Origin of the sequence: Nocardia donostiensis (genome assembly GCF_002081715.1) — a bacterium.
GTDB lineage: Bacteria > Actinomycetota > Actinomycetes > Mycobacteriales > Mycobacteriaceae > Nocardia > Nocardia donostiensis.
The window spans coordinates 89,176-114,024 of the sequence record NZ_MUKP01000008.1; the positions used below are offsets into that span (position 1 = coordinate 89,176).

At 67.6% G+C, this 24,849-nt stretch carries 22 protein-coding genes; 7 read left to right on the forward strand and 15 right to left on the reverse strand.

The features are described from left to right. Positions 1-10: 10 nt before the first annotated feature. Positions 11-1,171, forward strand: a complete 1,161-nt coding sequence (locus tag B0T44_RS07680; RefSeq protein ID WP_077117604.1) for a hypothetical protein — start codon at positions 11-13, stop codon at positions 1,169-1,171. Between the two features lie 60 nt (positions 1,172-1,231). Here B0T44_RS07680 and B0T44_RS07685 read toward each other — a convergent pair whose 3' ends face one another. The 10 genes from B0T44_RS07685 to B0T44_RS07730 all read right to left on the reverse strand — a co-directional run bounded on the left by B0T44_RS07685 (position 1,232) and on the right by B0T44_RS07730 (position 13,283). Beyond that, positions 1,232-2,428, reverse strand: a complete 1,197-nt coding sequence (locus B0T44_RS07685; RefSeq protein ID WP_077117606.1) for a GNAT family N-acetyltransferase — start codon at positions 2,426-2,428, stop codon at positions 1,232-1,234. Continuing rightward, entirely contained in the window at positions 2,394-3,443 is a 1,050-nt protein-coding gene (locus B0T44_RS07690) for an NAD(P)H-dependent flavin oxidoreductase (RefSeq protein ID WP_081511763.1), read from the reverse strand. The genes B0T44_RS07685 and B0T44_RS07690 overlap by 35 nt, the downstream gene beginning before the upstream one ends. A 111-nt stretch (positions 3,444-3,554) precedes the next feature. Then, on the reverse strand, positions 3,555-4,757 hold the full coding sequence (locus B0T44_RS07695; RefSeq protein WP_077117610.1) for an alpha/beta hydrolase: 1,203 nt from the start codon (positions 4,755-4,757) through the stop codon (positions 3,555-3,557). A gap of 301 nt (positions 4,758-5,058) precedes the next feature. Further along, on the reverse strand, positions 5,059-7,554 hold the full coding sequence (locus B0T44_RS07700) for an ABC transporter permease (RefSeq protein WP_077117612.1): 2,496 nt from the start codon (positions 7,552-7,554) through the stop codon (positions 5,059-5,061). Positions 7,555-7,823: 269 nt separating this feature from the next. Continuing rightward, positions 7,824-8,633 (reverse strand): SDR family NAD(P)-dependent oxidoreductase, encoded by an 810-nt coding sequence (locus B0T44_RS07705; RefSeq protein ID WP_077117614.1) that lies wholly within the window; start codon positions 8,631-8,633, stop codon positions 7,824-7,826. Positions 8,634-8,671: 38 nt separating this feature from the next. Then, entirely contained in the window at positions 8,672-9,862 is a 1,191-nt protein-coding gene (locus tag B0T44_RS07710; RefSeq protein ID WP_077117616.1) for an NADH:flavin oxidoreductase, read from the reverse strand. Further along, positions 9,859-10,443 (reverse strand): TetR/AcrR family transcriptional regulator, encoded by a 585-nt coding sequence (locus B0T44_RS07715; RefSeq protein WP_081511765.1) that lies wholly within the window; start codon positions 10,441-10,443, stop codon positions 9,859-9,861. Before B0T44_RS07715 ends, B0T44_RS07710 begins: the two co-directional genes overlap by 4 nt. A gap of 341 nt (positions 10,444-10,784) precedes the next feature. Further along, entirely contained in the window at positions 10,785-11,963 is a 1,179-nt protein-coding gene (locus B0T44_RS07720; protein WP_077117618.1) for a DUF1444 domain-containing protein, read from the reverse strand. A gap of 160 nt (positions 11,964-12,123) precedes the next feature. Beyond that, positions 12,124-12,450, reverse strand: coding sequence for a hypothetical protein (locus B0T44_RS07725; protein ID WP_077117620.1), 327 nt, complete (start codon positions 12,448-12,450; stop codon positions 12,124-12,126). Positions 12,451-12,488: 38 nt separating this feature from the next. Further along, entirely contained in the window at positions 12,489-13,283 is a 795-nt protein-coding gene (locus B0T44_RS07730; protein WP_081511767.1) for a peptidoglycan recognition protein family protein, read from the reverse strand. A 203-nt stretch (positions 13,284-13,486) separates the two neighbouring features. Between B0T44_RS07730 and B0T44_RS07735 the strand changes: the two genes are divergently transcribed. Then, the gene (locus B0T44_RS07735) at positions 13,487-13,762 is read left to right on the forward strand and encodes a helix-turn-helix domain-containing protein (protein WP_175648047.1); all 276 of its coding nucleotides are present in this window, start codon (positions 13,487-13,489) and stop codon (positions 13,760-13,762) included. Between the two features lie 589 nt (positions 13,763-14,351). Here B0T44_RS07735 and B0T44_RS07740 read toward each other — a convergent pair. Beyond that, complete coding sequence (locus B0T44_RS07740; RefSeq protein WP_077117622.1) at positions 14,352-14,654, reverse strand: hypothetical protein; 303 nt, start codon at positions 14,652-14,654, stop codon at positions 14,352-14,354. Between the two features lie 625 nt (positions 14,655-15,279). Here B0T44_RS07740 and gnd point away from each other — a divergent pair. After that, positions 15,280-16,725 (forward strand): NADP-dependent phosphogluconate dehydrogenase, encoded by a 1,446-nt coding sequence (gene gnd, locus B0T44_RS07750; protein ID WP_077117755.1) that lies wholly within the window; start codon positions 15,280-15,282, stop codon positions 16,723-16,725. A 100-nt stretch (positions 16,726-16,825) separates the two neighbouring features. Here gnd and B0T44_RS07755 read toward each other — a convergent pair whose 3' ends face one another. Beyond that, entirely contained in the window at positions 16,826-17,707 is an 882-nt protein-coding gene (locus tag B0T44_RS07755) for an alpha/beta hydrolase (RefSeq protein ID WP_077117624.1), read from the reverse strand. A 187-nt stretch (positions 17,708-17,894) separates the two neighbouring features. Further along, complete coding sequence (bla, locus tag B0T44_RS07760) at positions 17,895-18,842, reverse strand: class A beta-lactamase (RefSeq protein ID WP_254854203.1); 948 nt, start codon at positions 18,840-18,842, stop codon at positions 17,895-17,897. A 167-nt stretch (positions 18,843-19,009) separates the two neighbouring features. Here bla and B0T44_RS07765 point away from each other — a divergent pair, with 167 nt between their 5' ends. The 3 genes from B0T44_RS07765 to B0T44_RS07775 all read left to right on the forward strand — a co-directional run bounded on the left by B0T44_RS07765 (position 19,010) and on the right by B0T44_RS07775 (position 21,382). Beyond that, positions 19,010-19,873, forward strand: a complete 864-nt coding sequence (locus tag B0T44_RS07765) for a LysR family transcriptional regulator (protein ID WP_077117626.1) — start codon at positions 19,010-19,012, stop codon at positions 19,871-19,873. Beyond that, entirely contained in the window at positions 19,870-20,766 is an 897-nt protein-coding gene (locus B0T44_RS07770) for a serine hydrolase (RefSeq protein WP_077117628.1), read from the forward strand. Before B0T44_RS07765 ends, B0T44_RS07770 begins: the two co-directional genes overlap by 4 nt. A gap of 166 nt (positions 20,767-20,932) precedes the next feature. Continuing rightward, positions 20,933-21,382 carry an SgcJ/EcaC family oxidoreductase gene (locus B0T44_RS07775; protein ID WP_077117630.1) on the forward strand — a complete coding sequence of 150 codons (450 nt, stop codon included), beginning with the start codon at positions 20,933-20,935 and terminating at the stop codon, positions 21,380-21,382. Positions 21,383-21,553: 171 nt separating this feature from the next. Here B0T44_RS07775 and B0T44_RS07780 read toward each other — a convergent pair whose 3' ends face one another. Next, complete coding sequence (locus B0T44_RS07780) at positions 21,554-21,997, reverse strand: GNAT family N-acetyltransferase (RefSeq protein ID WP_175648056.1); 444 nt, start codon at positions 21,995-21,997, stop codon at positions 21,554-21,556. Between the two features lie 133 nt (positions 21,998-22,130). On the opposite strand from B0T44_RS07780, the gene B0T44_RS07785 reads away from it, so the two are divergent. Further along, positions 22,131-23,789: a catalase gene (locus tag B0T44_RS07785; RefSeq protein WP_077117634.1), complete on the forward strand. Its 1,659-nt coding sequence runs from the start codon at positions 22,131-22,133 to the stop codon at positions 23,787-23,789. A 67-nt stretch (positions 23,790-23,856) separates the two neighbouring features. Here B0T44_RS07785 and B0T44_RS07790 read toward each other — a convergent pair whose 3' ends face one another. Then, complete coding sequence (locus B0T44_RS07790; RefSeq protein ID WP_077117637.1) at positions 23,857-24,618, reverse strand: 3-hydroxyacyl-CoA dehydrogenase; 762 nt, start codon at positions 24,616-24,618, stop codon at positions 23,857-23,859. Between the last annotated feature and the right edge of the window lie 231 nt (positions 24,619-24,849).

Consider the following 24,849-nt stretch of genomic DNA (forward strand, 5'->3'; position numbering starts at 1 on the left):
AGGGTGCGATATGGGGGAAGGCCAGGTTGTGTCCGGTGATCGGAGACCGGCCGAGTTCGTGGTCGGGTTGCTGGCCGACCCCGACCTGCCTGCCCGGCTGGCACAGCATCTGCGCGAGGTCCTGCCCGCCGACCTGCACCGCAGCGTCGACGACGGAGTCGAGTGGCGGGTCGAGGTGCGCGACGATCCGTTCGAAGCGATGTACCCCGACTACGAGTACGTCGTCGACAAGGCCCGCGCGCATGTGCACGACACGGAGTGGGATCTGGCGCTGTGCCTGACCGATCTGCCGCTGCGCGGTAGTGGGTCCGGCAAGGCGGGAAGCAGCGACGTGCTTGTCGCGTATCTCGATGCACCACAGCGGGTCGCGTTGATCTCGCTACCCGCACTGGGCGGTCTGTGGCTACGGCGACGGCTGCGTGAGCTCACCCTTCCCATCGTCGCCGCACTACGGTCCGGGCCCACCGAACCGCCCGCGACCACCATTGCACGGCTGCGAGCCGGCACACCGTCGCGCGCCACCCGAGTGGAGGCCTGCGACGGCACCTCGGTGCAGATCGTGCGAGCCCGTGCCTCGGGTGTGCCCCGGCTGCTCGCCGGTATGGTGCGGGCGAACCGTCCATGGCAGTTGATCGTCGGACTGTCCACCGCACTCGCGGGCGCGCTCGCAGGCACCGCGTTCGGGGTCCTGTACTCCACCATCTGGCAGCTGGCCACCGCGATGGGCCCGTACCGTCTGGCCGGTGTCACGCTGGCCGCGCTGACCGCACTGATCGCCTGGATCATCACCCGGCACCGGCTGTGGGAGCGGCCGCAACCCGGTGGGCCGCCCGATCCGCACCTGGCACTGCGCAATGCCGGAACCCTGGCCACCGTCGCGGTCGGCGCTGTCGTCTTCTTCGCCGCACTGTTCCTGCTCACCCAGGTCGCCGTCGCGCTCGTCGTACCGCCGGACTACCTGTCCGCCACCCTCGGCCGCCCCGTCGACTGGCGCGACTACCCGACGATCGCGTTGATGGCAAGCGTTTTGGGCACCGTCGCGGGCGCTGTCGGGTCGGGGCTGGAAGACGATCGGACGGTGCGCAAAGCCACCTACGGCTATCGCGAACAAGAACGACGCCAACGCGTGGAACAGCAGCGTCGCGCGACCGAAACCCGGCGCGACCCATAGCCGGCTAGCCGGCCAGCGCCTCGACCTCTGCCGCAGCGGCGATCGGCGAACTCGCCTCGCTCAGAAGAAGGTTCCGCTGAACGGCAGTGACGGCGTCGCGAAGAGCTCGTCGGCAGCGGCGAGCGCACCGCGACGCTGCTCCACCGCACGCCCGCCCAAACCGAGCTCGTACCAGCTCGAGCCGCCGAGGTAGACCGCGGCGAGCGCAGCCACGTCCACGGTGATATCGGCGGGATCTGCGACGCGGGCGACGCCATCCGCGGACACCCGGTAGCGGCCGGTGTTCGCGGTACGGAGCGCGTCGAGGACCTCGACGACCACCGACGGCCCAGCCCGGTAGGTGCGCTGCGCGAGCGCCTCGGGGACGTCGATGATCTGCAGCCAGGTTTCGTCCCGGATAGCCGCGACCCGCACGGCGCGCTCATCGGCCAGCAGATGCCGCAGCGGGCTGTCCAGCGGGGCGAACGCGATGACGATCTTGTCGACCAGATCGATGGCGAGCAGGTGCCGCAGCAGGCCGCGGTAGGCGTCGGGGGTGGTGGCGACGAAATCGTCCACCACGATCGTGCGTTCGGAGCTGGTGAACCAGCCCGCAGTGTCGACCGGGTGGTAGCGGAGGAAACCGTCTTCGGCTCCGGAGATGCCGTGCACCACCGTGTAGCTGAGCTCGGGCGTCATCAGACGCTGCTGCCGCCACCAGTAGTCGGGCCGGTCGATCGCGCCTGTCCAGGAAACACCCGATTCGGTGTAGATCTGCGCGAGCAGCTTCCACGCCTCATCGGATTCCACGAACCGCACCGGCCCGGATTCGGGTACGCCGTCGCGCAGCCGGGCGCGGCGGCGGTCCACCTCCAGCCGGGCGAAGGATGTCGCGACACCGTAGCCGAAACGCTCGTAGATCACGCCCTCGGAGGCGCGCAGCGTGGCCAGTACCTCGCCGCGGGCGGCGATATCGTCGAGCTGGTGCCGCATCAGGGCGGTGAGCACACCTTTTCTGGTGTGCGTCGGTCGCACCCCGACGTGGGTGACGGCCGCGTGCGGGACGCGGGCGCCGCCCGGTACGACCAGCCAGCTGGTGTAGGTCTCTGCGGTGCCGACGAGTTCTCCGTCGATCCGGGCGCCGAGCGTGCGTCCGGGTTCGGACAGCTGCTCCTGGTGGCTCGGCAGCGGTGGCAGCCCGACCATGGCGCTGCGGAACAGCGCACCGGCAGCCCGCACGTCGTCATCGGTGACCAGGGTGTGCACTTCGAGGCTCATAGCACCACTGTTCCTCATTCGCAGATTGTTCGAAGCTATGCCCGCGGGTGGTGTCGCAGCTCCTCCCCCAGCCGCCGAGCGAACGCTCCGCTGTCCAGCACATCTGATCGAGGACCTCGCCGACCGGCCGGGCGCTGGTCAGCAGCCCGACGCCCATCCCGGCGTCGACCGGGGCGATGCGGGTGTCGTCAGCGGCCATCGCGGCGCCCAGCTCGGCACAGGCGGTGGTGTCGGCGGCCAATTCGGCTTCGTGATCGTGCCAGCGGCCGGTGAAGTCGTTGCGCAGCGCGCGAGTGGGAAATCTGGCGGGCCAGGGCAGATTCTGGCCGACATCGAAGACCCGGGTGGTGACGGTGTCGGATCCCTGTGCGGCGAGCAGGGTGGTGCGGCTGCGTTCGGAGGTGAGCGCTTCCGGGCACGCCGCCAGGCAGGTGCCCAGCCAGGCGCCGCTCGCGCCCGCAGCGAGCACGGCGGCCAGACTGCGCCCGGAGGCGATGGCGCCTGCCGCCAGCACCGGGACGGTGACAGCGGGCAGCACCAGATCCAGCAGCGGCAGGATGGACAGTTTCGTATCGCCGTGGCCGCCGCCTTCGGCTCCGCGGGCGACGAGCACATCCACCCCGGCATCCTGGGCGCGGCGCGCTTCGCCGACGTCGTAGATCTGGGTGGCGGCAAGAATGCCCGCGTCGTGCACCCGCGTCACCCACGCGAAGTCCTCGGTGAAACTCACCGATATCAGCGATGGGCCTGCCGCGATGGCGGTATCGAGCAGATCGTGTTCCTGTTCTGCCACCCAGCCGACCATCCCGATCCCGAACGGTCCGCCGACGTCGCCGAGCTGCGCCAGTTCTGCGGTCAGCTTCGCGGCGCTGCCACTGCTGCCCATCCCGATCATGCCGAGTCCGCCCGCCGCGGTGACCGCCGCAGCGAACCTGCCGCCCGCCACACCCCCCATCGGCGCGTTGACGACCGGGATCTGCAATCCCATCTCGCGTGACCACGGTGTCGACAACATCGCTGTCCACCTCATCCGGCCCCCGGGGCCTCGTTTCCGATCGTCGCCGCGGGGGGTAGCGCGCCGAGCGCCGCCGCAGCCTGGTCGGCGACCAGTTTTCCATCCCGCCGGTCAGGTCGGCGGCGCCACCTGCCGGAACCAGTCGAGGATCTGCGGCAGTGCCACCGCGGCCGACTCTGAATGGCCGATATCGCCCAGGCTGATCAGTTCGGCCTGCGGACTGTTCAGGTCACGCAGGCAGTGTTCGCTGTTGGCGTAGGGCACGCTGCGGTCGCCGGTCGCGGCGTACAGACGGACGGGCACCTGGGGGTTCCAGCGACAGGTTCCGTCGCTGTCGACTACTGCTTGCGCCGCCGCGCCCTCGGGGTTGTGCGCCTGGTCCAGGAAGCGTGGGGTGAGCAGTTCCTGCGGGGTGGCAGGCAGTGAGGTGCCCACCGAGACGATGTCGTGGTGGCCGTCGAAAAGTTCTTCGACTCGTTCGTCGTAAGGCGGCTGGAAGGCTTCGGACGGGTCGTCGTAGAGCGGGTAGATGCGGTTCATGGCGGTGATCCAGTAGGCGAAGAACACCACTGCACTGCGCGGCAGCACTCGACCGTCCAGCGCCGCGGGGGCCTGGACACCGCGCACATCGTAGGGTCCGCTCACTGCCGCCACTGCCGCCAGCTCGAAGTCCGGGACCTCGCCGGTGCCCAGCTGTTCGGCCAGCGCCGTCGCGGCCTGACCGCCCTGTGAAAAACCGGTGACCAGGACGCGTCGGTCCAGTTTCCGCCCACGATCGCCTGCCACCGCGCGGGCGGCGCGCAGCAGATCCAGCGACGCGCTCGCCTCCGTCGGCGAATGCGCATACGGATGACGGCCCGGTCCTGTGCCCAATCCCAGATAGTCCGGAGCAGTCACGGCGTACCCCGAGGCGGCGAACATGATCGCCCGCCCGCGAGCGGTTTCGCCGTCGAGAGAAGGCGCTTCGTCCTTGCGGACGATGGTGCCGTGGGCGAAACTGACCGCCCGCAGCGATCGTGCCCCGGTGTGCGGCAATATCACCAGGCCACTGGCCGTGGCCTGCGCGCCTTCCGGGTCGACGGTCGTGTACTCGACGCGCAGCGCCTCGATGCCGTTGCGGGCGGGGACGTCCAGGCCGCGCCCACGCAGATATTCGGCGGTCTGCTCGGTCGACAACTCGAGCACCGGGGCAACCGAAACAACTTCGCCGCGTGGCACCGACTCCGGCGTGTCATCCGCGCAGCCCGCGCTCGAACCCGCTACCAGGGCTACAGCCACGAGCGCGGCAAGCACTGTCCACCATGATCCGCGCATCGAACGCGCCCCTCTCCCACCTCCGCGCCGGTCGAGCCCGGCAGCCGAGCCCTGTGCGCGCTCATTCTCCCCCACCCTCCTCGCGTCAACGCACCGGACACCCTGACATCGCGTGAGCTTCCGGAAGGGGCGTTTCCTGCCGCACGGCACGCTACGAGTGGCTATCGGCGGGTAGCCCTAGGCGGGCCGGCCCGAGTGGCGACGCGGAAACCGGCTCGGAAGAAGCCGGTATCGCACAGTTTTTCGCCGCCCGACAGGCCTAGGTGGTGATGCCGATCGGCGGTGGCGGCGTGCGCGGCGTTCAGTCGACCGCGAGCGCCGCCACGATCGGCATCCGCGACGCGCGTATCGCGGGCGGGATGGATCCGGCCAGCGCCAACGCCATCGCGATCACCCCGTAGACCAGCAGCAGCGGGCTCGGCTCGTACACCACGTCGATGGTCATCGCATGCCCGATGGCGACCGTGGCCAGGTATTGGATCCCCGCGCCTGCCACGATCCCGATCGTGGCGCCGACCAAGCCGATACCGGCTGCCTCGGCCAGCACCGAGCGCAGCAGGAACCCACGGTCGGTACCCATGGCGCGCAACACCCCGATCTCGCGCTGCCGTTCCAGTACCGACAGCATCAATGTATTGAGCAGGGCCACGGTTGCGACCAGGACCACGATCCACAGGATGGCGGTGCTGATCGCCGCGCCCTGGCGCACACTTCCCGAAATCTGCTGTACCGCTTCGTGGCCAGGAGTGACGAACAGCTCCGGCGGCACAGCTTCGCGCAGCGCCTCCTGCACCGCTTCGCGGTCGGTTCCCGGTTCCAGGTCGACGGCGAGAATTGTTTCACCGGGCCGGTTGTACCACTCGCGCATCCGATCCAGATCCATCATCACCACACCGGAGATGGCGGAGAAGTATGGGATGACCTGCAGCACACGCACGGTATGCCTACCGGTCGGTGTCGGCACCGTCAGCTCGTCACCGGCCTCGACCCCGAGGGAGCGGGACACGTCACGGGATATCACCACGCCCTGGCCCGCCACCAGCTCGGCGACGACCCCGTCGTCCACCTCGGCGCTGATCCTGGTGCGGTCGCTGCCCGCGGGGAAACCCTGCAGCATCACCCGGCCCGAGCCGATCGAAGCGAACGCCATTTGCGCGGGCTGGGCAGCGGCCACCCCTGGTACTTCCGTAATCTTCTGCCGCAGTCCGTCGGGCAGCAGCGGACCGGTGGGGAACTGCTCCATCGTCGCCGGGGTGACCCAGTAATCGGTACTGCCGAGGTTGTCGAAGGTCGCCGTGGCCGAATCCACCAGGTTGCGGGAGGCGTTGCCCATGGCGACGGTCGCCGATACCCCGATCATCACCGTCATCGCGGTCGCCCACACCCGTCGCGGTGCGCGTTCCAGCGTGGTAGCGCCGAGCGCCCCGGCCGGGCCGAAACGGCTCGCTGTCCACGCCGCGGCCCGCACGATCGGCCCGGTCGCAGCGAAGCACAAGACCAGCACGGCCAGGAAGGCCAGCGAAATCGACAGCAGCGACCACCGTCCCAGATCCGTCCGGGCGATCAGGTATGCGGCACCGGCCAGCGCGAACCCGGCCACGGCCGCGACCAGCCGCAGCACCGGACGCATCGCATCGCTGGGCGCTGCTCCCACCGGGACCAGCGCCTCCACCGGCTCGACCCGGTACACCGCGCGCGCTGCGATCGCCGCCGCTCCCACGCTGGCCACCACGCAGGCCGCCACCGCGACCGGTATCGCATAGCCGGGCACCAGATATTCGGTGCGCGCTTCCACCGATTGCAGGATCGCGGCGGGCAGCTGATCGATCGCGGTGCGTCCTACGAAAATTCCGATGATCGCGCCGACCAGGCCGCCGAGCACACCGAGCAGCGCCGCTTCGGCGAGCAGATCCCGCACCATCGGGGCACGTTTACCGCCGAGTGCCCGCAGCAGCGACAGCATGGGGCGGCGCTGGGCGATCGCCATTCCCATCGCGTTGTAGATCAGGAACGCCGACACGATCAGCGCGGCCGCCGCCGACATCAGCGTCGAATAGCTCACCACCTGCACCGCACCGCTGGCCTGTGCGGTGCGCAGGCTGGGATCGGCCACGACCGCCCTACCGTCCACGACCTCGGTGAGGCCGGCACGCAGTGCTGCGATATCGGTGCCCGGTTCCGGGACGATCTGCACCGAGTCCAGCATGCCCGTGCGGCCGGTGAGCCGCTGCGCCAACCCGAGGGGGGCGGCAACGATATGGCCGCCGTTGAGCTGGTCCGAGGTCTGCTCGTCGAGCACGGCGGCGACGGTGACGGTGCCCGACCCGAGCGGGAACCGGTCGCCGTCCTGATAACCCATGCCCGCGCCGACCAGCACCCCGTTGGGCACGGTGAGCAGCTTCCCCGCCTGCGCACTCATCGGTCCGGTCAGTCCGCTGCCCAGCGCGGCGATCCTGGCGTCGGCGCCGACCAGCAATGCCCGGTCGGCGCCGGAACCGAGTTGCGCGCGCAGCATCGGCACGGCCGCGGCCACGCCAGAGGTGTTCGCTACGTCGTCGAGCACCTGCTGCCCGAAACCGGCGTCGGTGATCCCGGTGATCTCCAGCGCCGCATTGCCGCCGAGGCTCGACGCCAGTTTGTCCACCGACCCGGTAACCGAACCGGAAATACTGAACACCGCCACCAGCAGCGACGCCGACACCGCCATCACAATCGACGACATCAGGGTGCGGCCGCGATGGCCGAACAGTTCCCGAATATTGAACAGACGCAGCCGATCCCACCCCGCGCCGATCACGCCGTGACCCCTTGTCCCCGCGGTCCGCCGGTACCGGCTGCACCAGTCTCGGACATCATCACAGGCATCCCCTTCCGGCACTCGCACCCAGCCGATCCGTCGCTCCTCGCGCACTGTCCGCAGATCCGGATATGGCTGTTCCGACAGAACTTACCGCGCGGTTGTGTACCCGTCGCGGCGAGTTCGCCGACGAAATGCGCAGGCCGTAGCGGCGATGGGAGGTGCTCGCCGGGTGTGGCCAGCGCTTCGTGGCGCGCGGCCGTGGCTCGTCAGCGAGGCCCGAGCATCTTCTTCAACAGGGGATCGAGCAGACCGTCGGGTAACCGATGCATCAGCACTCGGCGCGGATCGGGCCGCACCGAATAGCGCCGCCGCGGCCGCGCGGAATTCGCGGCCTTCCATACGACTTCGGCGAGGACTTGCGGGTCGTGGGCGCGGAGTTGCTCGGCCACGGCGCGAGCGCCCACCTTGCCGATCAGCTCGGCGAAATAGGTGGAACCGCTGCGGGCCCGGTCGAACGAGGCGCGGATACCCTCGACCATAGTCGTGCGGAACGGCCCCGGCTGGATCGTGCTGACCGGGATGTCGAGGAACATCAGTTCCCGCCGTAGCGCATCCGAGTACGCCTCCACGGCGTGTTTGGTCATGGCGTAGGGGCCGTTGAGCATCAACGCCTTCTGCCATCCGGTTTCGGAACTGATGGTGATCACCCGTCCGCCGCGGCGGTGCACCAGCGGGAAGGCCGCTTTCACCACCCGGTAGGTGCCGAGCACGTTCACGTCGAAGATCCGCCGCATATCCTCCTCGTCGACCTCGATGAGCGAGCCGACGAACATCATCCCGGCGAAAGTGACCACGGCGTCGAGCCCATCCGGCGCGTGCTCTTCGGCTGCGCTCAGTGCCGCGGCGACCGATGCGGTGTCGGTGACGTCGAGTTCGAGCGGGATCACATTCGGCGCCGGTTGCGGCGGACGCAGATCCGCGGCGAGTACTCGCCAGCCGCGGCGCGCGAACATCGCTGCGCTCGCACCACCGAGCCCACCGCCGGCACCGGTGATCAGCACGGTCTTATCGCTCATCCATCTATCCCTTCGTCGCTGGGTCGTGCTGAGGCGGGTCAGGTCAGGGCGGGTGCAGGGGGTGCACTGGGGCGTGCCAGCACGCAGGTGGTGCGGCTGAAGATCGACGGCATGCACTTGTTGCAGTGCGTGCACAGCGACGGGGTGTTCTCGTTCTCCTGGATGCGCAGCAGCAGGTCGGGCTGGCGCAGCAGGGCCCGCGCCATCGCGACGAATTCGAAACCTTCCTCCATCGCCAACTGCATGGTTTCGGCGGTGGTGATCCCACCGAGCAGGATCAGCGGCATCGTCAGCTCATAGCGGAACTGGCGCGCCAGATCCAGCATGTATGCCTCGCGGTAAGGGTATTCGCGCAGGAAGAAGCGGCCGCCGAGCCGCATCCCCCAGCTCAGTGGTGCGCCGAACGCTTTCGCGAACTCCGTGCGCGGGGCGTCGCCGTGGAACAGGTACATCGGATTGAGCAGAGAGCTGCCGATGGTGAGTTCCAGTGCGTCGAGAGTGCCGTCCGCCTCGAGCCACCGGCCGATCTGCAGGCTCTCCTCTAGCCGGAGCCCGCCGACCACCCCGTCGTCCATATTCAGTTTCGCCGTCACCGCGATCCGGTCGTCCACCGCGTCACGCACCGCCTGAGCGACCTCACGTGCCAGGCGGGCACGGTTGGCCAGGCTGCCACCGTAGCTGTCGCGGCGACGGTTCAGCAGCGGGCTGAAGAACGAGCTGATCAGATAGTTGTGCCCGAAATGCAGTTCGACGGCATCGAACCCGGCTGATTCGGCAGTCAGTGCCGCGTCGGCGAAGGCGCGCACCACGCGCTGCAGGTCGGCCGCGTCGGGCCGGACGGTCCGCGCCATCCCCAACGGGCTGAACAGCCGGCCCGGGGCGAGCGCGGGCATCCTGTTGGATGCGGCATTGGCGACCGGTCCGGCGTGCCCGATCTGCGCGCTCGCCGCGGCGCCTTCGGCATGGACGGCGTCGGTGAGCCGGCGCAGGCCTGGTACTGCCTCCGGCCGCATCCAGATCTGGTGACGGTCGGTGCGCCCTTCCGGGGAGACGGCGCAGTAGGCGACCGTGGTCATCCCGACCCCGCCCGCGGCGGGCGCACGGTGGTACTCGATCAGATCGTCGGTGACGAGCGCGTCCGGGGTGCGTCCTTCGAATGTCGCGGCCTTGATCACGCGGTTGCGCAGCGTCACCGGTCCGAGCTCGGCGGGCGTGAATACCTTGTTCATCGTGGCTCCACAGGTGCGATCAGGCCCGCAGTCACGAACGCTCGCAGCGTGCTGACCGCGTGCGGGGACAGGACACGGTCATCGGCGAGCGGCGCGCCGAACTGGCCGAGGATCAGGTCGAAGGCCAGCATCCAGCGCACCCGCGCCTCGTGGCCCGATAGTTCGGGATGCTGCCGTCGCAACAGGTCGACGAAGGGGTCGAGGGCGAACCAGCGCGCGGTCCAGCCGATATCGTGGCGGCCGAGGACCAGCCGGGACAGCAGCCGCAGGTGCAGCCTGCCTGCCGGATCGGCCGCCAGCGTGACCAGCGGCTCGATGACCGCCGACACGCATTCGGCCACCGTGGCGGGGCGGCCGTCGAGACTGTCCAGCGACGACTCCCACAGCGGGCCGAGCCGTTGCTGCAGTAACGCGGCCACCAACGATTCCTTCGACCCGAAGTGGTAGTGCACCGCGGCCGGGTTCACTTCGGCCGCCGCGCACACCGCCCGGATGGAAACCCGCTCGTAGCCCGATTCCAGCAATAGGCGCTCGGCGGCTGTCAGCAGCCGCTCACGGGTATCGGGTTCCACTCGCCTCACAGCAGAATTAGAACACGTTTCAAGCAGTGATTCAAGCACCGATTGGGCCGCTGCGGACGGATCAGCAGCGGTCAGGGGTACGGCAGCGCTGAAGTGTCTCGATAATCCAGCGATACCGTTATCAGCGTGATCTCCTGCTGCTGGACGTGGACCATGGTCACCTCAGGAGATCGGACAGCGGTGGTGTTCGCCGTGGCCGCCGCAAGGTCGCGCGCCAACGCCAGGGCGCCTATGGCCGGTGACGCGACGATCGAGCCGCGCGCAGCGGGTTCAGCAGCTACAGATGTTTCCCGGTGTGTGCCGGCGAACCGACACAGGCGCTTCCCTGGCCATGGCCGGAGTCAGCGCCGCTGTCCCGCTGTCGGCAGTTCCACCGAACCGGTTGCTCCGGCAAGACGTTCGAGCACCTCCGGCAAAGGCCACCCGTTGGTGCGGTAGCGCGGCGGCCGCAGCCCGGGTATCGGTGTGATTCCGGTGATGTCGACGGCAGTGCGGAACGGCACCTGTATCGAGCGGCCGTCATCGCAGGCGAATACGAGGGCGTCGGCTTCGGGGAGCGCGCAGTCGACGTCCTCCCCCCAGACGGTCACGGTGCGCAGGCCGTCACCCTGTTCGACCACCATCAGGCTGCTGACATAACAGGGGTCGAGCTCGTCTTCGTACTTCTGCGCCAGCCATTCTCGCTGAATGTCGTATTCGGCGCCGGCGAGCAGGGCGCGGGCCCGCTGGGCCGGGGCTCGGTGCGCGGTCGCGAGCTGGTCGACCGCGACCACGCCCCCGTCGGCGTCGAGGGTGTAGCCCTGTGGCGACAACGGTCGCGTCGCCTCCCGGTACTCCTGTTCGACGACCTCGTAGACGGAGGCGACCAGCTCCGGGTCACCGGGCACGACCAGCAGGGACTGCTGATCCGGTACGAACACCACGGGGGTGTGCCGGAAGGTGCGCGTTGCCGAGGCCAGCCAGCCCTCGGCCAGCAGCCAGGACGGCAGGAAATCGCGTTCCTGGGAAACAATTTTCGCGACCCCGTCATCCGATATTTCCATCGGTGCCACTATTTCCGCGATGTTCTCGCGGGCGGCGTCGAATACTTCTTCTTCGGTGACGCCCCATTCGGCCAGTATCGATCGCGCGGGAAAAAGCACCACCTCCGGTAGATCGATGGCCACTATTTCGTCGATGAACGGAAACAGCGGCCTGCGCAGCCTGGGGGCGTCGTCGGTCAGATAGGTGGCCGCTCGCAGCATCGGGCGAAGCAGTGGTCGCACCTCACCCCAGCTGCCGGGTGCTTCCGGGCCCGCTACCAGCGCGGGCACGATGCGGGCGAGTTCGTCTCGCAGTTCGCTCTGGTCCAGACCGCGGGTTTCGCGGTACAGGTTCTGCAACTGGATCACGCCGTCGCCGTACCGGATGGCGAACTCGTCGGGATCATAGGATGCATCGCCGATACCAGCGCTTCTCATCTGCTGGAAAACCAGCAGCGCGAAATCTCTGTATTCGCACTCGTCATCGAGAGCCGACATCCGGACCCATTCCCTCGCAGTTCTTCCGGACCTGGGGCCCGGCCGGCCAGGGCGCGATGTTACACGACGTTTCCGACGGGCCGACAACTCCTGCGCCACAAGGTTCTCGGGCGCTGCCGATCCGATATCGCCACTGCGGCAGCGGGTCCGATGCCGCGCTTCAGTCCTCGTCGACAGGCGGCGGTGGCGGCACGTCGACACCGAGTTGCAGTAGGGTGAACCGCACTTCGTGGTCCCAGCTGGTGTGTCTGCTGCTGGCCCGACGGCAGCGTTCTTCGGCTGCGGCGACAACGCGGCGGTGCTCGTCGAGTTCGGCATTCATTGCCGCGATTTGGCGCGACAGCGGCTCCACCATCTGGGCGGCAGCCTGGGTCAGCACCTGCACCGCGTCGGCGCGGCGCTTACGCCTGCTGAGCAGGCCGGCGGCAAGTATGCCGCCGACGCCGGTTACCAGGCCACCCAGGACGGGGGCGAACTCCACGATCACACCGCCCTCCAATCGGCGAATGACGGCGCCAGGTGCTACTACGCACCTGTCGTCGGGTCACGAAAACCGGGGATCTGCAGCGCGGCTCCGATGGCGCCGAGCGCTTCGACCGCCGTGCGATTGCCGAGAAATTCCCATCCGGGAAAATCGGCGCCACGAGAGGTGTCGGGGCCCGCAATTTGGTCCAGGCCGAGCCCCACATGTTTGTCGAGATAGTGCAGGAGCGTTCCGACGGTGACCTCGTCACCGCGGTAGTTCGTCAGCTTCTCCTCTAAAAAAGACACTCCGTCACCTCCATCGATCAGTGCCTGCACATCCCGGCGGAAAACGTCCATATCGATACCCGCCGGGTCGATCTTTCCTTCACTCGAGTACTCACGGTGCGCCACGCAGTCGTGCGCGCTGCGGCCGATGCGGCGCAGGATGGCAGCGCATCCGCGGCGGTAGGCATCGAGCTGGACAGGGGTCCAGTCCCAGGGCTGGGTACCGCGGGACACCGCTTCGATGCCGATGGTGTGGTAATTGGCGCGGTTGGTCGGCCATCCGGGCCAGCTGCCGCGGCCGGCGTGCCAGCAGACACCCACGGCGATCACCCGGTAGCTGCCATCCTTTTCCAGGACCAACTGCGCGAGCGGACCAGGCAGGCCGGGGCGGCCGTCCTGGACTACACGCCAGTCGTCGGGTCCACCACCACCGGTGTGATGGCACAGCACACCACGGATATCAAGGAAGTCGCCGTGGCCTCGTTGCGTCCAGCCGTCGTGCTCGATCACGGTCAGCCCGGCGGCTCGCAGCACATCGGCCAGCCATACGGGGTCTCCGGTCCAGCTCATCGCTCACTCCCGTCGTCGTCCGGTGCTATACCACGACAATAGGCCCCGTTTTGACTCTTTTCAACCTAGTTTGGTCCCTATTGGGGTTATTTTGACCCCTGATTTGCTCTCCTGTTCGACCCCTTATGCGGAGGAGCTCGAATGCCGGACCCAACGGATCGGACGCTTGCCTAGCACGCCGTCCGGTACCCAGAATGATCCCCATGAATACGTCCCCCGCCGATTCGGAACAAGTGACCGCCGAAGAGACGAAACTCGACGCGGCCCTCGGCGCGGAGGTACGCGCGTTGCGGGCCCGTCGAGGCTGGAGCCAGGAGGTACTGGCCGAGCACGCCGGTTACAACAAGAAGACCATCACCCGCCTGGAGCGCGGCGAACGGGCGATGACGATGGCGCAGTTGTACAAGATCTGCAAAGTGTTCGGTGTCCGGCCGAGTGAACTAGTCACCGCCGCGGAGAAAGAAGTCGGCATCCAGTAATGCCGACGGGTTGTATCCGCGCCGACGCGCTTCGCGGACGAACCACGATACGGTGGTCGCCGCTCGATCTCCGGCCAGGTGATCCGCCATCTCCACCACGGGACGGTCTGGCGCTTCATTGCTCATGAGCGTTTCCAGTTCTACCGATCCGCGCTCGCAGGGTAGATCCCGCAACCCTCGCAGAGCCCGACTGTTCCGCACCGACACCCCGCACCGGGCGCGATATCGCACAGGAAGCTGGGCGGACTCTCCTTATCCGGTCATCCGATTCGACTTCCTGACCGAGCGCCGGGGTGACGCAACCACTCTCGATTCAATCTCTCGCCAACCTCCAGCTACCCGAACCCCGGCTCCCCGGACCACGCGTGCGTGACCTGGAGCCGAGTGTAGTTACCCTCGGCGTTCCCGCCTAGTTGTTCGGCCCGAAAACGCACAGGCCTCGACCACATCGTTCCCGTAATTCGCTCCTGGCAAACCCGTACCGCCCCCGGTGATCCGGGTCTTTTCATCAAGGGCTCCCGGCAGCCGGAACGAGTTTTCCTCCCGAGACCACCCGCCACGCTCCTGAGGGCGTCGCCGAAAACATCGGTCAGCCAACCGGGTAGGCCCAGGCCACCCACGCCAACCGGCCGATTGCGGCCAGTAACACCATCACCGGCGGTAACAACCACCACCACCGTAACCAACGCAGAGCGGCGGGCAGGATCAGCAGGACCGTGCTCAGCAACGCGAACAGCACGCCCAGCCACGCGGCCACCTCGATAGCGAGAAGGACATCGTCGTCCCACGGGCCGCGCGGGGACATATCGAATGCGGAGAACACGGCGAGCACCGCGACGAGACCGGCAACGGCAGCACCTGATCCACTGATCGCCGTGACAGCCGCCCTCATGCGGTCTCCGCCCGAGCCAACAGCTCGGGATGTCCGCACAGCACGCAGCGGTAGACGTCGATCAGGAGCCTGTCGAAACGTCTGGTGCCACCGAAGATTCCCACTTCCAGCTACCCCGCGACCCAGCGCACATGTCCGCGCCAGTTGTCTCCGCGGTCCTCCAGGAAGCCTGGTTCCAGTTCGGTGCCACCGCAGTGGGTACGCCTTGGCGCCATCATCACGGGATCGATCATGCCCGTCGGTCGGTCGCTCTTCGACCCCAGAATCTGCAAGCGGCGCAAAGCCACCGACCGCAGAGGTGTCAGGAGCCGGGTGACCCGAGCTCGGCCTCGGAGCCCGGCCCGATCGCAGCAGGCACTGCACGCCGCGCAGCCTCACCGGGGAGGCTGGTGACCGGTCCCGCCGGTGCCGGGAGGGCGAACAACCACTCGGCGGTCCGGATCCGGAGCTGATCCTGCCCATGCCACCCGCGGCGGCACAGACCACACGGAACGGGGGGCAGCGCCGACGCCGGGTGGCGACGCGGTAGAAAGGTCGAGGTGTTGTGGAACCGCTCCACAATGCCGCCGCCGAGCGGCTTCGCCCGGTCAACCGAGTACACCTGCCGAACGAGGAGAGCTGGTTCATGACGTCCGCTACCGCGCGTGCACAGATCGGGGTCACCGGCCTGGCGGTCATGGGGAGCAATATCGCCCGTAACTTCGCCCGCAACGGCTTCACCGTAGCGCTGCACAACCGCAGCATCGCCAAGACCGACGCCCTGCTGGAGGCGCACGGCAGCGACGGCGACTTCGTGCGCACCGAAACCATCGAGGAGTTCGTCGCCGCGCTACAGCGACCGCGCAGGGTCCTGATCATGGTGCAGGCCGGCGCGGCGACCGATGCCGTGATCGAAGAGCTCGCCGCGGTCATGGAACCGGGCGACATCATCATCGACGGCGGCAACGCCCTCTACACCGACACCATCCGTCGCGAAGCCTCCCTACGCAAACGCGGCCTGAACTTCGTGGGGGCCGGTATCTCCGGCGGCGAGGAGGGCGCGCTCAACGGCCCCTCGATCATGCCGGGCGGGCCGAAGGAATCCTACGCCTCGCTCGGCCCGATGCTGGAGGCGATCGCGGCGAAGGTCGACGGTACTCCGTGCTGCACCCATATCGGCCCCGATGGATCAGGGCATTTCGTCAAGATGGTGCACAACGGTATCGAGTACGCCGATATGCAGCTCATCGGCGAGGCCTACCACCTGTTCCGTGACGCGCTCGGCTTCGACGCCGGACAGATCGCCGACGTGTTCACCCAGTGGAACTCCGGCGACCTGGAGAGCTACCTGGTCGAGATCACCGCCGAGGTGCTGCGGCAGGTGGACGCGAAAACCGGACAGCCGCTGGTCGACGTGATCGTCGACGCGGCCGAACAGAAGGGCACCGGCCGCTGGACGGTCAAGGCGGCCCTGGATCTGGGTGTGCCGGTGACCGGTATCGCCGAGGCGGTGTTCGCGCGGGCACTGTCGGGCTCGCGGGACCAGCGCAAGGCCGCTACCGGTCTGGCCTCGGGCACTCTCGCCGGTAAGCCCAGCGACGTCGCCCAGTTCACCGAGGACATCCGGCAGGCGCTGTACGCGTCGAAGGTCGTCGCCTACGCGCAGGGTTTCGACCAGATCGCTGCGGGCAGCGAGGAATACGGCTGGGAACTGCGGCCCGGTGATCTGGCGACGATCTGGCGCGGCGGATGCATTATCCGCGCCCGGTTCCTGAACCGGATCAAGGAGGCCTACGACCAGAATCCGCAACTGCCGAGCCTGATCCTCGCCCCCTATTTCCGGGACGCGATCGCTACCGCTATCGATAGTTGGCGGCGCGTGGTGTCCACCGCGACCCTGCTTGGCATTCCGGTGCCCGCGTTCGCGTCATCGCTGTCGTACTATGACGCGCTGCGCGCCGAACGGCTACCCGCCGCGCTCACCCAGGGCCAGCGCGATTTCTTCGGCGCGCACACCTACGAACGCATCGACGCCGAGGGCAAATTCCACACGCTGTGGAGCGGCGACCGCAGCGAAGTCCGGGCCGACTGACCGACGGACCCGACCCGTATTCCGCACTCGGTAGCGGCAGTTCGTTACCGAAGCCCCGGGTGCTGCCTGCTTGTGCGGGCAGGCAGCACCCGGGTCGGCCTCAGCTGATGCGGTGCAACAGTGCGGCGACCTCGGCACTGCGGTAGAGGAAGCCCGCATGCGTCGTGTCCAGTGTGTGCACCTGGAACCGGTTCTGCGGGGTCAGCGCATCCGCGTCGCGAATCAACCTGTCCTGCATGGCGATCGGGAGCGACCGATCCTGGGTGAGTCGAATGAAGGTCCGCGGGACACGGCTCCACCCCGCGCCCACCCGCGCATCCGCGGTCATGACGGCGAGCGACTCGTCCGGCTGCATGATGTTGAGGAAGGCCATGAACTGCTCGTCGGTGGCATCGGCCATCGTTGCCGCCTTGAGAGTGCGCAGCAGGTCCGGATCAGCGGTGCGATAGTTGGCGCGACCTACGCCGAGCACAGTCGGATCACCGACGTTGAGTCCGGCGAGCGCCGGGAGCAGGCTGGTGGCGAACTCCGGTTCCGCCATGTACTCGATCGGGTCGGCCGCCGCCGTGCAGACCCAGGCCGAGATGTAGACCAACCGGTCGATCAGGTCCGGGGCTCGGTCGGCGACCGCACCGATGGTCACCCCGCCGAGGCTCGCACCGACCAGGACTACCGGCCCGTGCTCGCGAAGCCGCCGCACCACGGCGAGCACGGCGTCCACATTGTCGTCGAGAGTTACCCGCGACAAAGTCGACGGTTCGCCCGCCAGCGCGTCGAGATCCTGTGGGCACTGGTAGGACATCGGGTACTGGGCGTCGAAACCGTGTCCCGGCAGATCGACGGCGTAGGAGCGCAGACCGAGCAGCGCGAGTTCTCGTTGCAGTGGAGCCCACATGAACGAACTGGTGCCCGAACCGTGCACCAGCACCAGGGTCGGGGTCGCGCCGGTGGGTGCGGAAGGTGCGGGCGAGTGCGTTGACATACGAAATACCTGTCGTGTCGATGTGATTCATCCATCGGCGACACGTATGAACAGGAACCCCATTGGGTCCTGACACAGTCCACCCCTGCCACAGGGTGGAAGCGTGCGCCGGCTAGGCGGCGCGCAAACGAATGTAGAACTCCATGCCCGCCAACATACCCGACTCCAGGCTCGGCGACTCACCACCTCACGCCGTCATGGATGCCACGACAGCGGCGGTCGTTTCGGCCAAGGCGGCGTTGTCGTTCGGTGCGTCGGGGCGCCCGGTCGTCGACGAGGTGAGCAGCACCAGCAGCAGCGGCGCACCGCCCGGTGACCACACCACCCCGGCATCGTTGACCGTGCCGTAACTGCCGCCACCGGTTTTATCGGCCGCTGTCCAGCCCGCAGGAAGCCCGGCGCGGATACGTTCACCAGAGGTGACGCTGGCGCGCATCCAGTCGGTCAGAGTCTGTTTCGCCGCGGCGGGCAAGCCGGACCCGAGCAGCAGTTCGCGGTAGCCGTCGGCCAGGCCGGTGGGTGTGGTGGTGTCACGCGGGTCGCCGGGTTCGGCGCTGTTGAGTTCCGGTTCCCACCGGTCGAGGCGGGTTGCGGTGTCGCCGAGCGAGCGGGCGAAACCGGTGACCGCCGCGGGCCCGCCGAGACGACGCAACAGCAGGTTTGCGGCAGTGTTGTCGCTCCGGGTCAGGCTGGCCTCGCACAGCTGCGCCAACGTCAGGGTGCGGCCCTGCGCGGCGGAGGTCACCGGCGAGTTCACGACGATATCGGCCGCAGCGACAGGCACCGGCTCGTCGAGGGTGAGGCGACCCTGGGTGTGCAGCCGCAGGATGGCGGCGGCCGCGTACACCTTGAATGTCGAGCACATGGCGAACCGCTCCTCGCCGCGCCGGATGTAGCTCAGGTTGCGGCCGGGGTCGTGGGCGATGACGCCGAGCCGAATGTGTTTGCGCTCTTCGATTCCGGCCAGCGCGATATCCAGCTCGGCCCAGCGTGCATCATCGGCACCGGGCCGGGCGGGCGCCGCGGGGCGGGCACCGCAGGCGGCGGTCACCGACAGCGCCGACACCGCCAGCGCGGAGACGAGCAGGCGGCGGCGGGTCAGCGGGGCGGGGACGATCGTTCGGTGTGCGTTCACCACGGCAGCACAGCATCGCAACGGCGGGCAACGCCAATACCGGACCACCATCCCAGCGAGTCGGTGTCACTATCGCCGCACGTCGGCGATGGTTGTCCGGGCACATCACGGGCGCAGACGCAGAGCGGGGCGACAGTAGCGGACCCAGGTTCTGATTCGATGGCGGCATGGATCTGATCCGGCATCTACGCTTCTTCGTCGCCATCGCCGAAGAGGGCCATTTCGGTAAGGCCGCCGTCGCGCTCGGGATGACCCAGCCCCCGCTGTCGCAGGGACTTCGGCGGCTCGAACAGCATCTGGGCGTCGAACTGATCAACCGCACCGCACAGGGCGCGGTGCTCACCCTTGCCGGACGTGAACTGCTCCCCCGCGCTCGCCTGCTCGTCGACGACGCCGCCCGGCTCCTGGCCGAGGCACAGCGGATCGCGGGTACCCGCGGCGCGGTGCACTGGGGCGTCGCAGGCGCGATTCCGGACCGGGTGGTCACCGCCTGCGTCGGGGCGCTGCGCGGCGGCGGGACTGTAACCACAACCACCGGGGCCAGTGTCGATCTCGTCGCCGAAGTGCGGTCCGGGGTGTGCGATGTGGCGGTGGTCGAGCATCCGGCCCTGGTGGACGGCGTCGTCGCACGGCCCGTCGTCAAACTGCCGCGCTGGGTGGTTGTTCCCGCCGAACATCGCAGCGCAGGCGCGCAACGGCCCACCTTCCCGATGCTGACCGGTCTGGCTTTCGCCGCCGCTGCGCGGGCCACCAACCCGCCTGCCTTCGACACGGTCCTTGACCTGCTGCGCGAACGGGGCCTCGACCCGGTTACCGTATCCGCATCCGACGACCGGGCGGTGTTCGCCGCGGTCGCCGCAGGCAATTGTTTCGGCCTCACCGCGTCACCACCCACCGAGGTGCCCGGCCTGACATGGTTGCGGATGGCTCCCGATGCGCTGGCGTTGCGGGTGCGGGTCGTGCACCGGCCGGGCGCCGAGGCGCATGCCGATGTGGTGGATCGGGTGCTGTACCGGGAGCGGCAGCGATGAGCGGAGCACACCATCGGATCCGTGATGTGTTCGCCGACGCGGGCTGCACCGGATGGTTGCATGCGCGCCGCTGCGACGGCAGCGCGGACGAGGTGTCGGTCGGCGGTGGAGAACGTGTGGTGACCGCGTCGGTGTACAAGCTGGCGTTGTTCATCGCGTTCTGCCGGTGTGTCGACGCGGGGCTGATCGACCCGGCCGAACCGCTGACCGTGCGCCCTGCGGAGTGCACTCCCGGCCCGACCGGTATCGCCACTCTGCACGATCCGGTGACGTTGAGCCGCCGCGATCTGGCGACATCGATGATGACGGTGTCCGACAATGCGGCCGCCGATGTGCTGCTCGGTGAGGTCGGTCTCCGCGCGATCGAGGACCTGCTCACGGGCCTCGGCCTGACGCAGACCAGGATCGTCGGCGGCACCGCCGACATCCATCGCAGCCTGGTGCGCGATACCGACACCCACACCACCGCAGAGGCGTTTGCCGCGCTCGCCGACAACGACGACGCGTGGTCGGTGTCCGCATACGATCCGGCCTACACCAGCGCGACAACCCCGGAGGAGATGACGCGGCTGCTGCGGGAGGTGTGGTCGGGTGCCGTGCTGTCACCCGGCCAGACCGAATTCGTCCGGACTGTTATGCGTAATCAGATCTGGCCGCATCGCATCGCTTCGGCTTTTCCGCACCGCGGTGTGTCGGTAGCGGGTAAGACCGGCACCGTCGGGATCATCCGCAACGAGGTCGCCGTCGTCGAGTTCCCTGAGGAATACCCCGTCGCTGTCGCGGTTTTCACACGTGCCGCCCGCGCCGACCCGGCCCTGCCGATCGTGGATGCGGCCATCGCCGAAACGGCCCGGATCGCCGTCACGGAATTACGCAGGCCGCTACCCGATTGAACTCAGGGCACCGAGGTTCGGCCCGATGCTACTTCACCCGATCTCGCTGGGCCGAGGCCGTGTCCTGCGGGAGCGGGCGCGTAGCACGCGAACAACCGCTGCCTTTCCGCGCCGGCCTGCGCACAGAATTTGACCTCAATAACAGTTGAGGTAGCACGGTGACGGTATGACTGCGAAGACAATTCAGCCACCCCTGGTCACCGACACCACCACCGACCACTCCGCCGATATCGCCGCCATCGAGCAGATCATCCGCAATGTGGAAACGGCCTACAACACCAACGACGCCGAGCTGATGACCGCCGATTTCACCGCGAACGCCTCCGTGGTCAACGCGGTCGGGGTCCAGCTCACCGGACGGGAAGCGCTACTGGCGGCGAACCAGCAGGGACTCGCCGGTTTCCTGAAAGACCAGTACGCGCGCTACGAGGTCACCGACATCACCTTTCTGCGCCCCGATATCGCGATCGCGCACAAGGCTGCGCGCGCCACTACCGCCGACGGCACGCTCATCGATACCGATCCCGCGATGATTGCGCTGTATGTATTGGTCAAAGAGAACGGGCGCTGGTGGACCGCGGCCCGGCAGAACACGCTGGTCCCCACGTCCGGCTGAACAGCCGGAGCAAAGACCCGATGTACGACTGGGAGACGCTCGGCGGAAGCACCGCATCCGTCACGTCGGCGTCCGATGCGGCCAACAGATAGACGCCTTGCCGATTCCGCACCGCGCGCAGTGCGGAGTCGGCAAGGGCTCTGCAATGACCGGATACCGCCCCGCTTCGGCCTACGCCACCTGTGTTTCTTTGCGGAGCGCGATCATGGTGTGCCCGGTATCGGCGTCCACCCGTCGCGCCAGTTCCGTAAAACCCAGCCGATCGTACACTGCGCGTGCCGTCGCATTGCCTTCGTACACCTCGAGCGTGACGTTGCCGTGCATGGCGATGGCATGCTCCACCAGCATCCGCCCGATACCTCGGCGATGCGCCTCGGGCGCGACGAAGAGGCCACCGATTTCCGAGCCGATCATGCCCAGCAGACCGACCACGGTCTGATCCAGTTCAGCGACCCAGTTGTCGGCCTGCTGCAGGTAGATCTCGCGCATTTTGCGGGCGCGCTCACCGCGCCCTTCGTCGGGAATGAAGGGGTGCGCCTGCCGAGCCGCCCGCGACCACAGATCGAGCACTACTTCCTCGTCGCCGGGCTCGTACCGGCGGATCAACACGTTCATCGACACCCGATGAGGCTACGGACAGTTCCGTGCGCACGGCAACGGATTATCCCAGGCAGCAGCCCCCTGTTTGCGGTCACAAAACCCGGGTAACGCGTGGCACGGATCACAAATATGCAGAGGAGCTACAGCGATGACCGATGTCGCGTCACAAGGCCCGGGCCGAGGAGACGACCGCCGTGTCCTCACCAACCGGCAGGGCCATCCGGTGTACGACAACCAGAACCAGCGCACGATCGGCGCGCGCGGACCCGCCACCCTGGAGAACTACCAGTTCCTGGAGAAGATGAGCCATTTCGACCGGGAACGCATCCCTGAGCGTGTGGTCCACGCGCGCGGCGTGGTCGCCTACGGCTATTTCGAAGCCACCGGTACCTGGGGCGATGAACCGATCAGCAACTACACCCGCGCAAAAATCTTCGCCGAGGCAGGTAAACGCACCGATCTGGCGATTCGCTTCTCCACCGTGATCGGTGGACGCGACTCGTCCGAAGCCGCGCGCGACCCGCGTGGTTTCGCGATCAAGTTCTACACCGAGGACGGCAACTGGGACCTGGTCGGCAATAATCTCGGCGTCTTCTTCATCCGCGACGCCATCAAGTTCCCCGACGTCATCCACGCCCTCAAACCCGACCCGGTGACGTTCCGGCAAGAGCCGGCCCGGATCTTCGACTTCATGTCACAGACCCCGGAATCGATGCACATGCTGGTAAATCTGTTCAGCCCGCGCGGCATCCCCGCCAACTACCGCACTCAGCAGGGGTTCGGGGTGAACACCTACAAATGGGTCAACGCCGAGGGCGTTACTCATCTGGTCAAATACCACTGGATCCCGAAGGCCGGGGTGCACAGCCTCACCGCCGCCGACGCCGCTGCTATCCAGGCACAAGATCTGGGCCACGCCAGCAAGGACCTCTACGAGCACATCGCGGCGGGCGACTACCCGGAGTGGGAGCTGCGGGTGCAGCTCATGAGCGACGACGAGCATCCGGAACTGAACTTCGACCCGCTCGACGATACGAAAGTCTGGCCGGAAAACGAGTTCCCGCCGAAACCGGTCGGCAAGATGGTGCTCACCGACAATGTGCGCAATCAATTCCTCGAAAACGAGCAGATCTCCTTCGGCACCGGTGTGCTGGTGGACGGTCTCGACTTCTCCGACGACAAAATGCTGGTCGGGCGCACCTTCTCCTATTCGGATACGCAGCGCTACCGGGTGGGACCGAACTATCTGCAGCTGCCGGTGAACAGCGCCAAAAACGCTCACGTGGCGACGAATCAGCAGGGCGGCCTGATGGCTTACCACCTCGACGACTCCGGTGACAACCCCCACGTCAACTACGAGCCGTCCATCACCGGCGGTCTCCGGGAAGGACAGTTACCGACACATGATGAGCAGGGGCCGGAAATCACCGGCCGGTTGACCCGCACACGCATCCCGCGCACCAACGATTACGAACAGGCGGGCCAGCGCTACCAGCTCATGCAGGCGTGGGAGCAGGACGACCTGGTCACCAATCTCGTCACCAATATCGGGCAGGCAGCCCGTGAGGTGCAGGAGCGCATGGTGTGGCATTTCTACCTGTGCGATGACGAGCTCGGCCAACGCGTCGGCGACGGACTGGGCATCAGCGCCGACGACGTTCGCGACCTGGCACCTCTGGCCAGTCAAACACTGTCGGAGGACGAGCTGCAGCGCGCCAAGAACCTGGGCAAGAACGGACCGCGCAAGGTCGACGGCCTGCAGATGACGCACTGCGTGCCGAACGAACGGGAGGTGCACGCCGCCTGATCGCGCCGACAACCACGGACCCGGCTACCTGGGTCGGCAGCCGGGCCCGTCACCGTCGGGTGACCGCTTACCGCGGCGCCATCCGGATGGCGCCGTCGAGACGGATGGTTTCGCCGTTGATCATCGGATTCTCCACGATGTGGCGGGCCAGCGCGGCGTACTCGGCCGGGTCGCCCAGCCGGGCGGGGTGCGGTACCTGCGCCCCGAGCGCGGCGATCGCCTCATCGGGCAGCGTCGCGAACAGCGGCGTGTGGAACAGCCCCGGCGCGATGGTGACGACACGGATGTTCACCGACGCCAGATCGCGGGCGACCGGCAGGGTAAGGCCGACGATGCCGCCCTTGGACGCCGAGTAGGCGGCCTGACCGATCTGGCCGTCGAACGCGGCCACCGAGGCGGTGTTGATGATGACGCCCCGCTCCTCGCCGACCGGCTCGGTGGCGGCGATACGTTCGGCGGCCAGCCGGATGACGTTGAAGGTGCCGATCAGGTTGATATTCACCACGCGGCTGAAATCGGCCAGTGGGAACGCGCCCTTCTTGCTGACCGTCTTGATGGCGTTGCCGATACCCGCGCAGTTCACCGCGATCCGCAGTTCACCCAGTTCCGCTGCGGTGTCGAGCGCCGCGGTGACCTGCTCCTCGTTCGTGACATCGGCCGGGGCGAACACCACGCCGTCACCCAGTTCTTCGGCCACGGCCGCACCGGACGACGACGGCAGATCGATGATGACGACCTTCGCGCCCTGGCCGTGCAGTTCCCGCACCGTTGCCAGCCCCAGCCCCGAAGCACCCCCGGTCACCACTGCCACCACGTTGTTCAGTTGCATATCGTTCCCTTCTCATCCAAACCCGGTCCCCGATGCCCGAGCACCTGCCGCGGTGCATCCCGCGGCAGGTGTAGCCCGAATCACCGGCGACTCTGCCCGGCGGACATCGTGATCCACCCGACAGCGGACACGAGTCTAGACAGACACAACGAAAAGAAGGCGCGCGCCGTCAGTCCGGGCCGGATCAGGGGCCGCGCCACCAGGGACAGTGGGCATCCGAGCCACCGACCT

Bases quoted from the DNA above. Each gene is read 5' to 3' on its own strand.
- B0T44_RS07680 (WP_077117604.1), top strand. From the start codon at position 11: ATGGGGGAAGGCCAGGTTGTGTCCGGTGATCGGAGACCGGCCGAGTTC.
- B0T44_RS07685 (WP_077117606.1), bottom strand. From the start codon at position 2,428: ATGAGCCTCGAAGTGCACACCCTGGTCACCGATGACGACGTGCGGGCT.
- B0T44_RS07690 (WP_081511763.1), bottom strand. From the start codon at position 3,443: ATGTTGTCGACACCGTGGTCACGCGAGATGGGATTGCAGATCCCGGTC.
- B0T44_RS07695 (WP_077117610.1), bottom strand. From the start codon at position 4,757: ATGCGCGGATCATGGTGGACAGTGCTTGCCGCGCTCGTGGCTGTAGCC.
- B0T44_RS07705 (WP_077117614.1), bottom strand. From the start codon at position 8,633: ATGAGCGATAAGACCGTGCTGATCACCGGTGCCGGCGGTGGGCTCGGT.
- B0T44_RS07710 (WP_077117616.1), bottom strand. From the start codon at position 9,862: ATGAACAAGGTATTCACGCCCGCCGAGCTCGGACCGGTGACGCTGCGC.
- B0T44_RS07720 (WP_077117618.1), bottom strand. From the start codon at position 11,963: ATGTCGGCTCTCGATGACGAGTGCGAATACAGAGATTTCGCGCTGCTG.
- B0T44_RS07730 (WP_081511767.1), bottom strand. From the start codon at position 13,283: ATGAGCTGGACCGGAGACCCCGTATGGCTGGCCGATGTGCTGCGAGCC.
- B0T44_RS07735 (WP_175648047.1), top strand. From the start codon at position 13,487: ATGAATACGTCCCCCGCCGATTCGGAACAAGTGACCGCCGAAGAGACG.
- B0T44_RS07740 (WP_077117622.1), bottom strand. From the start codon at position 14,654: ATGAGGGCGGCTGTCACGGCGATCAGTGGATCAGGTGCTGCCGTTGCC.
- gnd (WP_077117755.1), top strand. From the start codon at position 15,280: ATGACGTCCGCTACCGCGCGTGCACAGATCGGGGTCACCGGCCTGGCG.
- B0T44_RS07755 (WP_077117624.1), bottom strand. From the start codon at position 17,707: ATGTCAACGCACTCGCCCGCACCTTCCGCACCCACCGGCGCGACCCCG.
- B0T44_RS07765 (WP_077117626.1), top strand. From the start codon at position 19,010: ATGGATCTGATCCGGCATCTACGCTTCTTCGTCGCCATCGCCGAAGAG.
- B0T44_RS07770 (WP_077117628.1), top strand. From the start codon at position 19,870: ATGAGCGGAGCACACCATCGGATCCGTGATGTGTTCGCCGACGCGGGC.
- B0T44_RS07775 (WP_077117630.1), top strand. From the start codon at position 20,933: ATGACTGCGAAGACAATTCAGCCACCCCTGGTCACCGACACCACCACC.
- B0T44_RS07780 (WP_175648056.1), bottom strand. From the start codon at position 21,997: ATGAACGTGTTGATCCGCCGGTACGAGCCCGGCGACGAGGAAGTAGTG.
- B0T44_RS07785 (WP_077117634.1), top strand. From the start codon at position 22,131: ATGACCGATGTCGCGTCACAAGGCCCGGGCCGAGGAGACGACCGCCGT.
- B0T44_RS07790 (WP_077117637.1), bottom strand. From the start codon at position 24,618: ATGCAACTGAACAACGTGGTGGCAGTGGTGACCGGGGGTGCTTCGGGG.